General features: G+C 58.6%; 14 protein-coding genes and 1 tRNA gene. 2 read left to right on the forward strand and 13 right to left on the reverse strand.

The genetic code is table 11. The features are described 5' to 3' along the window. Positions 1–44: 44 nt before the first annotated feature. From hscB to trmJ, 7 genes are all read right to left on the reverse strand, one after another. Positions 45–566 carry a co-chaperone HscB gene (gene hscB / locus ACWIKB_RS16980; RefSeq protein ID WP_123509360.1) on the reverse strand — a complete coding sequence of 174 codons (522 nt, stop codon included), beginning with the start codon at positions 564–566 and terminating at the stop codon, positions 45–47. Between the two features lie 8 nt (positions 567–574). Continuing rightward, on the reverse strand, positions 575–898 hold the full coding sequence (gene iscA, locus ACWIKB_RS16985) for an iron-sulfur cluster assembly protein IscA (protein ID WP_007903589.1): 324 nt from the start codon (positions 896–898) through the stop codon (positions 575–577). Positions 899–932: 34 nt separating this feature from the next. Continuing rightward, the gene (gene iscU, locus ACWIKB_RS16990; protein WP_003443374.1) at positions 933–1,319 is read right to left on the reverse strand and encodes a Fe-S cluster assembly scaffold IscU; all 387 of its coding nucleotides are present in this window, start codon (positions 1,317–1,319) and stop codon (positions 933–935) included. A gap of 84 nt (positions 1,320–1,403) precedes the next feature. Then, on the reverse strand, positions 1,404–2,618 hold the full coding sequence (locus tag ACWIKB_RS16995; protein WP_475268293.1) for an IscS subfamily cysteine desulfurase: 1,215 nt from the start codon (positions 2,616–2,618) through the stop codon (positions 1,404–1,406). A gap of 50 nt (positions 2,619–2,668) precedes the next feature. After that, complete coding sequence (gene iscR / locus ACWIKB_RS17000) at positions 2,669–3,160, reverse strand: Fe-S cluster assembly transcriptional regulator IscR (RefSeq protein WP_121734138.1); 492 nt, start codon at positions 3,158–3,160, stop codon at positions 2,669–2,671. Between the two features lie 239 nt (positions 3,161–3,399). Continuing rightward, positions 3,400–4,176, reverse strand: a complete 777-nt coding sequence (cysE, locus tag ACWIKB_RS17005; protein WP_475268295.1) for a serine O-acetyltransferase — start codon at positions 4,174–4,176, stop codon at positions 3,400–3,402. Positions 4,177–4,178: 2 nt separating this feature from the next. Further along, positions 4,179–4,949, reverse strand: coding sequence for a tRNA (cytosine(32)/uridine(32)-2'-O)-methyltransferase TrmJ (trmJ, locus tag ACWIKB_RS17010; protein WP_054613614.1), 771 nt, complete (start codon positions 4,947–4,949; stop codon positions 4,179–4,181). A gap of 146 nt (positions 4,950–5,095) precedes the next feature. Here trmJ and suhB point away from each other — a divergent pair, with 146 nt between their 5' ends. Continuing rightward, on the forward strand, positions 5,096–5,911 hold the full coding sequence (suhB, locus tag ACWIKB_RS17015; protein WP_008147729.1) for a type III secretion system regulator SuhB: 816 nt from the start codon (positions 5,096–5,098) through the stop codon (positions 5,909–5,911). A gap of 253 nt (positions 5,912–6,164) precedes the next feature. Here the strand turns inward: suhB and ACWIKB_RS17020 are convergent, their stop codons facing one another. From ACWIKB_RS17020 to queA, 6 genes are all read right to left on the reverse strand, one after another. Next, complete coding sequence (locus ACWIKB_RS17020) at positions 6,165–6,713, reverse strand: glycine zipper 2TM domain-containing protein (protein ID WP_054045393.1); 549 nt, start codon at positions 6,711–6,713, stop codon at positions 6,165–6,167. Between the two features lie 121 nt (positions 6,714–6,834). After that, positions 6,835–7,749, reverse strand: a complete 915-nt coding sequence (secF, locus tag ACWIKB_RS17025) for a protein translocase subunit SecF (protein WP_403028794.1) — start codon at positions 7,747–7,749, stop codon at positions 6,835–6,837. Between the two features lie 9 nt (positions 7,750–7,758). Then, positions 7,759–9,627: a protein translocase subunit SecD gene (secD, locus tag ACWIKB_RS17030; RefSeq protein WP_475268299.1), complete on the reverse strand. Its 1,869-nt coding sequence runs from the start codon at positions 9,625–9,627 to the stop codon at positions 7,759–7,761. Positions 9,628–9,690: 63 nt separating this feature from the next. Further along, positions 9,691–10,029, reverse strand: a complete 339-nt coding sequence (gene yajC, locus ACWIKB_RS17035) for a preprotein translocase subunit YajC (RefSeq protein WP_003185175.1) — start codon at positions 10,027–10,029, stop codon at positions 9,691–9,693. Positions 10,030–10,072: 43 nt separating this feature from the next. Beyond that, positions 10,073–11,188 (reverse strand): tRNA guanosine(34) transglycosylase Tgt, encoded by a 1,116-nt coding sequence (tgt, locus tag ACWIKB_RS17040; protein WP_161807656.1) that lies wholly within the window; start codon positions 11,186–11,188, stop codon positions 10,073–10,075. A gap of 5 nt (positions 11,189–11,193) precedes the next feature. Next, positions 11,194–12,258: a tRNA preQ1(34) S-adenosylmethionine ribosyltransferase-isomerase QueA gene (queA, locus tag ACWIKB_RS17045; protein ID WP_462036318.1), complete on the reverse strand. Its 1,065-nt coding sequence runs from the start codon at positions 12,256–12,258 to the stop codon at positions 11,194–11,196. 107 nt (positions 12,259–12,365) lie between these two features. Between queA and ACWIKB_RS17050 the strand changes: the two genes are divergently transcribed. Beyond that, positions 12,366–12,450, forward strand: a tRNA-Leu gene (locus ACWIKB_RS17050). Positions 12,451–12,566: the final 116 nt, after the last annotated feature.

A 12,566-nucleotide genomic window follows, 5' to 3' on the forward strand; every position in this document is an offset into this window, starting at 1 on the left:
AGGACTTATCTGTATATCAGGCGTGCGACCGGAGCGGCACTGGGTTAATCGTCGAGGCGCTCTTCTAACTGGCGCACTTCGTAGGTGAGCTTGTCGAGGAACTGCATGCGCCGCATCAGGCGTTCGGCCTGTTCACGTTGCGCTGCATCATCCCAACAGGCTGCGAAGCTTTCGTTCAGTTCATCCTGCGCGACTTTCAAGCGACGCTTGAACACGGCAATGCCGGCCAGGTCGGCGCTGTCTTGCAGGTCTTCGAGCTCTTCGCGCCATTGCATCTGCTGCAGAAGAAACTCCGGATCATGCACCGTGACTTCCAGCGGCAACTCGCGACCACCCATGGCGAGCAAGTAGCGCGCGCGTTTCGGGGGGCTTTTGAGCGTCTGGTAGGCCTCGTTGAGGTTCGCGGATTGCTCGAGCGCCAGCCGCTGCTCGCGCTCGGGAGCGTCGGCAAAGCGGTCTGGATGAACACCGCGCGCCAACTCACGATAGCGCGTGGCCAACTGCTCGAGATCCAGACGGAAGCTCGGCTGCAGTTCAAATAAAGCGAAATGACAAGGAATACCCACGCGCAGCCTCAGATGTTGAAGCTTTCGCCGCAGCCACATTCACCGCGTACGTTGGGATTGTTGAACTTGAAGCCTTCGTTCAACCCTTCCTTGACGAAATCGAGTTCGGTGCCGTCCAGGTAGGCCAGGCTTTTCGGGTCGATGATCACTTTTTCGCCGTGACTTTCGAACACCTGATCCTCTGCAACCACCTCGTCGACGAACTCCAGCACGTAGGCAAGGCCGGAACAGCCTGTGGTGCGAACACCCAGACGAATCCCTTCACCTTTGCCGCGCCCGTTGAGGGAGCGTCGCACGTGTTGAGCTGCCGCTTCTGTCATGCTGATAGCCATCGGTGACTCCTTACTCGTCGCCAAATCTTGAAAGTCAGATCAAGCCTTTCTTCTGCTTGTAATCGCGAACGGCCGCTTTGATAGCGTCTTCAGCGAGTACGGAGCAGTGAATTTTCACTGGCGGCAAGGCCAGTTCTTCGGCCAACTGAGTGTTCTTGATGGTCTCTGCTTCATCCAGAGTCTTGCCTTTCATCCACTCGGTCGCCAGGGAGCTGGAGGCGATAGCCGAACCGCAGCCGTAGGTCTTGAACTTGGCATCTTCGATGATGCCTTGCTCGTTAACCTTGATCTGCAGACGCATCACGTCACCGCACGCCGGAGCGCCGACCATGCCAGTGCCGACATCCGGGTCTTCCGCGTCCATCTTGCCGACGTTGCGCGGGTTCTCGTAGTGGTCGATGACCTTTTCGCTGTAAGCCATGATTCTTAATCCTCACTCATCAGAGAGTCGCTCTTGAGCCCTGCATACCTAAGTATTGCAGGGCCGGTTTGCGGCGACTTGAAATCAGTGTGCCGCCCACTCGATTTTCGAAATGTCGACACCGTCTTTGTACATGTCCCACAGCGGCGACAGGGTGCGCAGCTTGGTAACGGCCTCGCAGACTTTCTGCGCGGCGTAGTCGATCTCTTCTTCGGTGGTGAAACGGCCGAAGGTGAAGCGAATCGAGCTGTGTGCCAGTTCGTCGTTGCGGCCCAAAGCGCGCAGTACGTACGAAGGCTCAAGGGAAGCCGAGGTGCAGGCCGAACCGGACGAAACCGCCAGATCCTTGAGGGCCATGATCAGCGACTCGCCTTCAACATAGTTGAAGCTCAGGTTCAGGTTGTGCGGTACGCGGGCGGTCATGCTGCCGTTGATGTACAGCTCTTCCAGGCCTTCGACCTGTTTGAAGAAGCGGTCGCTCAAGGCTTTGATGCGAACGTTCTCGGCAGCCATGTCTTCCTTGGCTACGCGGAAGGCTTCACCCATGCCGACGATCTGGTGGGTCGCCAGGGTGCCGGAGCGCATGCCACGCTCGTGACCGCCGCCGTGCATGGTCGCTTCGATGCGAACACGCGGCTTGCGGCTGACGTACAGCGCGCCGATGCCTTTAGGGCCGTAGGTTTTGTGAGCGGAGAACGACATCAGGTCGACTTTCAGCTTCGACAGGTCGATATCGACCTTGCCGGTGGACTGAGCCGCGTCAACGTGGAACAGGATGCCCTTGGAACGGGTCAGTTCGCCGATGGCGGCGATGTCGTTGACGGTGCCGATTTCGTTGTTCACGTGCATGATCGAAACCAGGATGGTGTCGTCACGCAGGGCAGCTTCGACCATCTCAGGTGTCACCAGACCATCAGTGCGCGGCTCGATGTAAGTCACTTCGAAGCCTTCACGCTCCAGTTGGCGCATGGTGTCGAGGACAGCCTTGTGCTCAATCTTGGTGGTGATCAGGTGTTTGCCCTTGGTCGCATAGAAATGCGCCGCACCCTTGATTGCCAGGTTGTCGGATTCGGTGGCACCGGAGGTCCAGACGATTTCACGCGAGTCGGCGTTGACCAGGTCAGCGACCTGACGACGAGCGTTTTCGACGGACTCTTCAGCTTTCCAGCCGAACACGTGGGAACGGGACGCCGGGTTACCGAAGTTTCCGTCGACCAGCAGGCACTCACTCATCTTTTGCGCGACACGCGGATCAACCGGGGTGGTCGCAGAGTAATCAAGGTAAATCGGCAATTTCATGGACTATCTCCTAAATCAGGCTGGCTGGCGTGCCGCTAGCTCTTTGGCTGTCATTCGACTGCGGACGCTTCAATCTTGTCCAGGCGTGGCGCCTTGCCATTGCAACGGCGCTGGTCCTGACGCTGGGCTACTTCTTGCACCTCACGGCGAGTCACAAGGTCAGCCAAGCTGATACCACTCAGAAATTCGTGAATCTGCAGGCTCAGATCACACCACAAGTGGTGGGTCAGACAGGTGTCACCTTGATGGCAATCACCCTGGCCCTGGCATTTGGTTGCATCGACCGATTCGTTTACCGCATCGATCACCTGGGCGACCTGGATGCCCTGCATCTCGCGGGACAATTGGTAGCCACCGCCCGGGCCACGAACGCTGGAGACCAGATTGCTACGACGCAATTTGGCGAAAAGCTGTTCGAGGTAGGACAGGGAGATGCCTTGGCGCTCGGAGATATCGGCCAGGGACACCGGCCCGTGCTGCGCGTGCAACGCCAGGTCAAGCATGGCGGTCACGGCGTATCGGCCTTTTGTAGTCAGTCTCATGGACAATTACCACGGAGTTCGGAATGGGGGCGAGTATGCTATTCCCGAGTATTTAAGTCAACTATAAGACCTAGTACTTTAGTCAGGTTTACCCGCAAAAGAGCGCGCGCATCATAGCAAATGCTGGCTGCGTACCACCAGCAAATGCGCGTTATCGTTCTTCGCGGGCAAGCCTCGCTCCTACATGGATTACGCCGCCCCGTAGGAGCGAGGCTTGCCCGCGAAGCATTTGAAGCGGTTTAACCGGCCTTGGTTTCGTCTTTGTCTTTTACGCAGGCGAAGTCTTCTTCGCGCAGCGAAGGCAGATCTTTGGCGCAGTAGTTACTGCCCAGGTCCTTCAAGGCACCGCACATCCCTTCCAGACGGCCATCAACCGCCTGCAAATGATCGAGCAACTGATTGATGGCGCGAGCCACCGGGTCAGGCATGTCTTCACCGACGCCGTAGGCATCAAAACCGATCTTCTCAGCCATGGCCTTGCGCTTGGCATCTTGCTCTTCGTCGGACTTGACGATAATCCGTCCCGGAATCCCCACGACTGTCGCTCCCGGAGGAACGGCTTTGGTCACCACCGCATTGGAACCGACCTTGGCGCCGGCGCCGACTGTGAACGGACCGAGCACCTTGGCGCCCGCCCCCACCACTACGCCATCTTCCAGGGTCGGGTGACGCTTGCCCTTGTTCCAACTGGTGCCGCCCAGGGTCACGCCTTGATAAAGGGTGACGTCATTGCCGATTTCAGCGGTTTCGCCGATGACAATGCCCATGCCGTGGTCAATAAAGAAGCGACGACCGACTTTGGCGCCCGGATGAATCTCGATCCCGGTCAACCAGCGCCCGAAGTTCGACACCAACCGCGCCAGCCACTTCCAGCCCATACCCCACAGGGCCGACGACAGGCGATGGATCCAGATGGCGTGCATGCCGGGGTAGCAGGTCAGGACTTCAAAAGCGTTACGCGCAGCCGGATCACGGTGGAAAACACTCTGGATATCTTCACGCAAACGCTCGAACATTTTTAATCCTTCCGCTTAAGAAGCTCGCCACGGGCCGCTTTTTGGGTTTCCGTGAGGATGCCACGCAATATATTCATTTCCGCCCGGCTGACCGAGCTTCGTCCGTACAACCGACGCAGGCGCGCCATCAAGTGCCGTGGCTTTTCCGGGTCGAGAAATTCGATGGCCACCAGGGTTTGCTCCAGGTGCTCATAGAATCGCTCCAGCTCATCCATGGTCGCCAGCTCACCACTCTTGGTGGACGCCACTTCATCCTTCTCGACCTTGCTCGGCTGACCTTGGGCCGCGAGCCAGGACATGCGCACTTCATAACTCAACACCTGCACCGCTGCCCCAAGGTTCAGCGAACTGAACTCAGGGTCTGATGGGATGTGCACGTGATAATGACATCGCTGCAGCTCCTCATTGGTCAGGCCGGAATCTTCACGACCAAAGACCAAGGCGATCTCTGCACCTTGAGCGGCTTCCTCGACGACTTTCGTGCCGCATTCGCGGGGATCGAGCAGCGGCCAAGGGATACGACGGTCACGGGCACTGGTGCCGAGGACCAGATTGCAGCCGACCAAGGCATCTTCCAAGGTGGCGACGACTTGCGCGTTTTCAAGGATGTCCCCGGCGCCAGAGGCACGGGCATCGGCCTCGTGGTGCGGGAACAACCGCGGTTCGACCAGCACCAGCCGCGACAGGCCCATGTTCTTCATGGCACGCGCAGCCCCGCCGATATTGCCGGGATGGCTGGTATTGACCAGGACGACACGAATGTTATGCAGCACGGGAGGCGATCTCGAACACAGAATTGGGGAGCCGAATCTTACAGCTCACGCTACCGTTAAGCTATGAAAGCGAACACCGACCTTCACCTGTAGAAAAGTTCTGATAGAATGCCCGGCTTTCTTTAACAACCTTAGGTGACACATCCATGCAGCCCATGCTGAATATCGCGCTGCGCGCCGCCCGCAGCGCCAGTGAATTGATCTTCCGCTCCATCGAGCGCCTGGATACCATCAAGGTCGACGAAAAAGACGCCAAGGATTACGTATCCGAGGTGGATCGCGCCGCCGAACAGAAAATCATCGACGCGCTGCGCAAGGCCTACCCTACCCACGGCATTCTCGGCGAAGAAACCGGCATGCACCCGGGCAGCGGCGAAGGCGAAGAATACCTGTGGATCATCGATCCGCTGGACGGCACCACCAACTTCCTGCGCGGCATTCCTCACTTTGCTGTCAGCATCGCCTGCAAATACCGCGGTCGCCTGGAACACGCTGTTGTTCTGGACCCGGTTCGCCAGGAAGAATTCACCGCCAGCCGCGGTCGCGGCGCTCAACTGAACGGTCGTCGTCTGCGCGTCAGCGGTCGCACCAGCCTGGACGGCGCCCTGCTGGGTACCGGCTTCCCGTTCCGTGACGACCAGATGGACAACCTCGACAACTACCTGGGCATGTTCCGCGCCCTGGTTGGCCAGACCGCCGGCATCCGCCGCGCAGGCTCTGCGAGCCTGGATCTGGCCTACGTGGCTGCCGGCCGTTTCGACGCGTTCTGGGAGTCGGGCCTGTCCGAGTGGGACATGGCTGCAGGCGCCCTGCTAATCCAGGAAGCCGGCGGCTTGGTGAGCGACTTCACCGGCGGTCACGACTTCCTTGAAAAAGGCCACGTCGTTGCTGGTAACACCAAATGCTTCAAGGCAGTCCTGACGGCTATCCAGCCGCACCTGCCGGCTTCGCTGAAACGCTAAGCGAACGCCCACAAAAAAGCACCCTTCGGGGTGCTTTTTTTATGCCCGGGATTTGCCCTCAAGACCACCACAGCCCCCATGTGGGAGCGGGCTTGCTCGCGAATGCAGTCTTACATTCAACATATGCGTCGACTGATACACCGCTTTCGCGAGCAAGCCCGCTCCCACAGGAGATTTGTGGTGGCGGAGGAATTGAGGGCATAAAAAAAGCACCCTTTCGGGTGCTTCTTTTTTGCGCCTGGCAATCAGCTCATCACTGACCCGGCTCATTCTGCGACAGGATCAATTTACCTTCCTTATCGACCGGAATCTGGTTGCCCGGATCGCGGTCCATCCGCACCTTGCCTTCCTTGCCGTCCAGCGAATAACGGACGTCGTAGCCGACAACTTTGTCGCTGATGTCATTCACGGTGTTACAGCGAGTCTGGGTCGTGGTGTAGGTATCGCGATTCTGCATACCCTCCTGGACCTTGTTCCCCGCGTAGCCACCACCGACTGCACCGGCAACGGTGGCAAGCTTCTTGCCATTACCGCCGCCGATCTGGTTGCCGAGCAAACCACCACCTACCGCACCCAGGACCGTACCGAGGATCTGGTGTTGATCCTTGACCGGTGCCTGACGGGTTACTGCAACGTCCTTGCATACTTCACGTGGAGTCTTGATCTGTGTCTTAACCGGTTCAACGGCCAATACTTGCGCATACTCAGGGCCGCTTTTAACCAGGCTGTAGGTGGCAACAGCGCCCCCGGCAGTCACACCGACAGCACCCAGTACCGCACCAACCAGCAACGACTTGTTCACATGAACCTCCTGACCATCACATGCGGATCGTTGTCCGCGCTTCTCCCAGCCTTGGAGCATAAAAAAAGGCGCGAGTTCAACTCGCGCCTTTTTTGGCTGACAGCTGGAAAAACGAGGGCCGTTATGGACGGTCGTCGATTTCCTTCTCGGTCGCCGCAGGAGGAATCAGATCCTCGCTGCTCAGGTTCAGCCAGATCAGCACCACGTTCGCGATGTAGATCGACGAGTAGGTACCCGCCAGAACACCGATGAACAGGGCAATGGAGAAGCCGAACAGGTTATCGCCACCGAAGAACAGCAGTGCCGCGATCGCCAGCAAGGTGGAGATCGACGTCGCCATGGTCCGCAGCAGGGTTTGCGTGGTCGAGATGTTGATGTTCTCGATCAGGGTCGCCTTGCGCAGCACACGGAAGTTCTCACGAACCCGGTCGAATACCACGATGGTGTCGTTGAGCGAGTAACCGATGATCGCCAATACCGCCGCCAGCACCGTCAGGTCGAAGGTGATCTGGAAGAACGACAGGATACCGATGGTCACGATCACGTCGTGGATCAGCGAAACAATGGCGCCGACTGCGAACTTCCACTGAAAGCGGAAAGCCAGGTAGATCAGGATGCCGCCCAGCGCCATCAGCATGCCGAGGCCGCCCTGGTCGCGCAGCTCTTCACCTACTTGCGGGCCGACGAACTCGACGCGCTTGACCGTCGCCGGGTTATCGCCGCCGACCTTCAGCAGTGCTTCAGCTACCTGGTGACCCAGTTGCGGGTCTTCGCCAGGCATACGCACCAGCAGGTCGGTGGTTGCACCGAAGCTCTGCACGATGGCTTCGTGGTAACCCGACTCAGAGAGCTGGGTACGCACCTTGGATACATCAGCCGGACGCTCGTAGGTCAGCTCGATGAGCGTACCGCCGGTGAAGTCCAGGCCCCAGTTCATGCCCTTGTGCCAGCAGCTGAACAACGCCAGTGCGGTAAGGAACAATGTGACGCCGAACGCAAAGTTGCGAACGCCCATGAAGTTGATTGTACGTAACATGGCAGCCCCTTAAATCCACAACTTCTTGAAGTCCCGACCGCCGAAGATCAGGTTGACCATCGCGCGGGTCACCATGATGGCCGTGAACATCGAGGTAAAGATCCCGAGGGACATGGTCACTGCGAAGCCTTTGACCGGGCCGGTGCCCATCGCAAAGAGAATCCCGCCGACCAACAGTGTTGTCAGGTTGGCGTCGAGAATCGCGGTGAATGCCCGGCCGAAGCCTTCGTTGATTGCCCGTTGCACGGTCATGCCCGCCGCAATCTCTTCACGAATCCGCGAGAAGATCAGAACGTTGGCGTCGACCGCCATACCCATGGTCAATACGATACCGGCGATACCCGGCAGGGTCAGCGTTGCACCCAGCAGCGACATCAAGGCCAGCAGCAACACCATGTTCACTGCCAGAGCGACAGTGGCGATGATGCCGAAGAAGCGGTAGATGGCCATGATGAACAGCGAGACAAACAGCATGCCCCACAGCGACGCATCGATACCTTTGGTGATGTTGTCGGCACCCAGGCTCGGGCCAATGGTGCGCTCTTCAGCGAAGTACATCGGTGCAGCCAGACCACCGGCACGCAGCAACAGCGCCAGTTCGGACGATTCGCCCTGGCCGTTCAGGCCCGTGATGCGGAATTGAGCACCGAGCGGCGACTGGATGGTCGCCAGGCTGATGATCTTCTTCTCTTCTTTGAACGTTTGCACCGCGACGTCTTTCTCGACACCGTCAACCAATTGCTTGGTGTAGGTAGTGACAGGACGTTGCTCGATGAAGATCACCGCCATGCTGCGACCGACGTTGCTGCGAGTCGCACGACTCATCAGCTCGCCACCGTGACCATCCAGACGGATGTTCACTTCTGGCGTGCCGTGCTCGCCGAAGCCAGCCTTGGCGTCAGTCACCTGGTCACCGGTGATGATCAGGCCACGCTCGATCTGTGCCGGCGGACGCTTGCCTTCACGGAATTCGAAGGTTTCGGAAGTGGCTTTCGAAGCACCTGGCTCTGCAGCCAGACGGAACTCAAGGTTGGCCGTCTTGCCGAGGATACGCTTGGCTTCTGCGGTGTCCTGCACGCCTGGCAGCTCAACCACGATGCGGTTGGCGCCCTGACGCTGAACAATCGGCTCGGCAACACCCAGTTCGTTGACGCGGTTACGTACCGTGGTCAAGTTCTGCTTGATGGAGTATTCACGGATTTCCGCCAGCTTGGCCGGGGTCATCGCCAGACGCAGCACCGGTTGACCATTCAGGTCGGCCGGAACAATGTCGAAATCGTTGAAGTTCTTGCGGACCAGCGCGCGGGCTTGTTCGCGGGTTGCTTCATCAGTGAAGCCCAGCTGAATGGCGCCATTGAGTTGCGGCAGGCTGCGATAGCGCAGTTTCTCTTTACGCAACAGGCTCTTGACGTCGCCTTCGTAGACTTTCAGGCGTGCGTCGAGGGCTTTGTCCATGTCCACTTCCAGCAGGAAGTGCACACCACCGGACAAGTCCAGACCCAGCTTCATCGGGTGCGCGCCGAGGCTGCGCAGCCATTGCGGGGTGGTTTGTGCCAGGTTCAGTGCAACGACGTAGTCATCACCCAATGCCTTGCGCACAACATCCTTGGCAGGCAACTGGTCTTCAGCCTTGGTCAGGCGAATCAGGCCGCCCTTGCCGTTGGCCGACAGCGTGGCTGCCTTGACGTTGATCCCGGATTCCTTGAGCGCAGTGCTCACACGATCCAGATCAGCCTGATTGACCAACAGTGCAGTACTTGCACCGCTGACCTGAATGGCCGGGTCATCAGGGTAAAGATTGGGAGCGGAATAAATCAGACCGACCGCCAGCACCGCCAGGATCAGAATGTATTTCCACAGAGGGTATTTGTTCAGCATCACGCCGCCCGCTTATGACGCGGGGCGCCTTGCGCGCCCCGTCGATTGAGTAGAAGTTGAAACTTAGATCGCTTTTAGCGTGCCTTTTGGCAGCGTGGCGGCGATGGCGCCTTTCTGGAACTTCATTTCCACGGTGTCGGAAACTTCCAGAACCACGAAATCGTCTGCCACTTTAGTGATCTTGCCGGCGATACCACCGGTGGTCACAACTTCGTCGCCTTTTTGCAGGCTGCCGAGCAGGTTCTTCTGTTCTTTGGCGCGCTTGGCCTGTGGACGCCAGATCATCAGGTAGAAGATGACCAGGAAACCGACCAGGAAAATCCACTCAAAGCCGCCGCCCATTGGGCCTGCAGCTGCCGGTGCAGCAGCGTCGGCCATGGCATTAGAGATAAAAAAGCTCATTTAGCACTCCAGTTGCAAATGTTGAATCTTGGGGTCAGAAAACTCAGTCCAAAGGCGGAACAGGTAGCCCGCGTTTGGCGTAGAAGGCATCGACAAAGGCGGCCAATGTACCCTGTTGAATAGCCTCGCGCAAACCAGCCATAAGCACCTGGTAATGGCGCAAATTGTGGATGGTATTCAACATGCTACCCAGCATTTCGCCGCACTTGTCCAGATGGTGCAGATAAGCACGGGAGAAGTTCTGGCAGGTGTAGCAATCGCAGGTCGGATCCAGCGGCGAATCATCATGGCGATGGAACGCGTTACGGATCTTCAGCACGCCTGTATCAATGAACAGATGCCCATTGCGGGCATTACGGGTTGGCATCACGCAATCGAACATGTCCACACCGCGGCGCACACCCTCAACCAGATCTTCCGGTTTGCCAACGCCCATAAGGTAACGAGGTTTGTCAGCCGGCATCAGGCCCGGCAGATAATCCAGCACCTTGATCATCTCGTGCTTGGGCTCGCCCACCGACAGACCGCCAATGGCCAGGCCATCGAAGCCGATCTTGTCGAGGCCTTCCAGGGAGCGCATGCGCAAGTCCTGATGCATGCCGCCCTGCACGATGCCGAACAGCGCCGCCGTGTTGTCGCCATGGGCGTTTTTCGAACGCTGGGCCCAACGCAACGACAGTTCCATGGACACGCGAGCGACATCTTCGTCGGCCGGGTACGGGGTGCATTCGTCGAAAATCATTACGATGTCGGAGCCCAGGTCACGCTGGACCTGCATCGACTCTTCCGGGCCCATGAACACTTTGGCGCCATCGACCGGGGAAGCGAAGGTCACGCCCTCCTCCTTGATCTTGCGCATCGCGCCCAGGCTGAACACCTGAAAACCGCCGGAGTCTGTAAGAATCGGGCCTTTCCACTGCATGAAATCGTGCAGGTCGCCGTGCTTCTTGATCACTTCGGTGCCCGGACGCAGCCACAAGTGGAAGGTGTTACCCAGAATGATTTCCGCGCCAGTGGCGGTGATATCCCGCGGCAACATGCCCTTGACCGTACCGTACGTGCCCACCGGCATGAAGGCCGGGGTCTCGACGGTGCCGCGCGGGAAGGTCAAACGACCGCGACGCGCCTTGCCGTCAGTGGCCAGCAGTTCAAACGACATACGACTCATACAGTTTCCTCAGGGCCCGATTCTTTAGGGGCAGTCGGCGCAGGATTACGGGTGATAAACATCGCATCACCGTAGCTGAAAAAGCGGTAACCATGCTCCACCGCTGCTTTGTAGGCAGCCATGGCTTCGGGATAACCGGCGAACGCCGAAACCAGCATCAACAGCGTGGATTCGGGCAAATGGAAGTTGGTGACCAGGGCATCGACCACATGAAACGGCCGGCCCGGGTAGATAAAGATGTCCGTGTCGCCACTGAACGGCTTGAGCACGCCATCGCGGGCGGCGCTTTCCAGGGAACGCACGCTGGTGGTCCCCACCGCCACCACCCGACCGCCGCGCGCGCGGCAAGCGGCCACCGCATCCACCACGTCCTGGCCGACTTCCAGCCATTCGCTGTGCATGTGGTGATCTTCAATCTTCTCGACCCGTACCGGCTGGAACGTGCCCGCACCGACGTGCAAGGTCACGAACGCGGTCTCGACGCCCTTGGCGGCAATCGCCTCCATCAGCGGCTGATCGAAATGCAGCCCCGCCGTCGGCGCCGCCACCGCACCCAGGCGTTCGGCGTACACGGTCTGATAACGCTCGCGGTCCGAACCTTCATCCGGGCGATCGATATAAGGAGGCAACGGCATGTGCCCAACACGATCGAGCAGCGGCAACACCTCTTCGGTGAAGCCCAGCTCGAACAACGTGTCGTGCCGCGCCAGCATTTCTGCCTCGCCGCCGCCGTCGATCAAGATCTTCGAACCGGGCTTGGGTGACTTGCTGGAACGCACATGGGCCAGCACGCGATGACTGTCGAGCACCCGCTCCACCAGGATTTCCAGCTTGCCGCCGGAAGCCTTCTGGCCAAACAGCCGCGCCGGAATCACCCGGGTATTGTTGAACACCATCAAATCACCCGGGCGCAAATGCTCGAGCAAATCAGTGAATTGACGGTGCGCCAGGGCGCCGCTGACCCCATCCAGGGTCAACAGGCGACTGTTGCGACGCTCGGCCAAAGGGTGGCGAGCAATCAGCGAATCAGGGAGTTCGAAAGTAAAGTCAGCAACGCGCATGATGGGGTTCGTCTAGCAGGGGCCGGAAGTCTAGCCGAAATAGTGAAAATTCTCTATGTACCTGATTGACCGACGGTAATCTCATCTCTATACTTCGCCGCCATTGAGCCCTGATGGCGGAATTGGTAGACGCGGCGGATTCAAAATCCGTTTTCGAAAGGAGTGGGAGTTCGAGTCTCCCTCGGGGCACCATATAGCAGTATCTGAAAGTCTCTACCAGGCTTTCAGACCCAGAGAAACCGGCCACTTGGCCGGTTTTTTTGTGCCTATCTATCTACCCCTGTCTCTCCCTATACGTTGTATCCCTG

This window comes from Pseudomonas sp. 5Vm1k (assembly GCF_056161485.1).

Bases quoted from the DNA above. Each gene is read 5' to 3' on its own strand.
- iscA (WP_007903589.1), bottom strand. From the start codon at position 898: ATGGCTATCAGCATGACAGAAGCGGCAGCTCAACACGTGCGACGCTCC.
- iscU (WP_003443374.1), bottom strand. From the start codon at position 1,319: ATGGCTTACAGCGAAAAGGTCATCGACCACTACGAGAACCCGCGCAAC.
- ACWIKB_RS16995 (WP_475268293.1), bottom strand. From the start codon at position 2,618: ATGAAATTGCCGATTTACCTTGATTACTCTGCGACCACCCCGGTTGAT.
- iscR (WP_121734138.1), bottom strand. From the start codon at position 3,160: ATGAGACTGACTACAAAAGGCCGATACGCCGTGACCGCCATGCTTGAC.
- cysE (WP_475268295.1), bottom strand. From the start codon at position 4,176: ATGTTCGAGCGTTTGCGTGAAGATATCCAGAGTGTTTTCCACCGTGAT.
- suhB (WP_008147729.1), top strand. From the start codon at position 5,096: ATGCAGCCCATGCTGAATATCGCGCTGCGCGCCGCCCGCAGCGCCAGT.
- secF (WP_403028794.1), bottom strand. From the start codon at position 7,749: ATGTTACGTACAATCAACTTCATGGGCGTTCGCAACTTTGCGTTCGGC.
- secD (WP_475268299.1), bottom strand. From the start codon at position 9,627: ATGCTGAACAAATACCCTCTGTGGAAATACATTCTGATCCTGGCGGTG.
- yajC (WP_003185175.1), bottom strand. From the start codon at position 10,029: ATGAGCTTTTTTATCTCTAATGCCATGGCCGACGCTGCTGCACCGGCA.
- tgt (WP_161807656.1), bottom strand. From the start codon at position 11,188: ATGTCGTTTGAACTGCTGGCCACTGACGGCAAGGCGCGTCGCGGTCGT.
- queA (WP_462036318.1), bottom strand. From the start codon at position 12,258: ATGCGCGTTGCTGACTTTACTTTCGAACTCCCTGATTCGCTGATTGCT.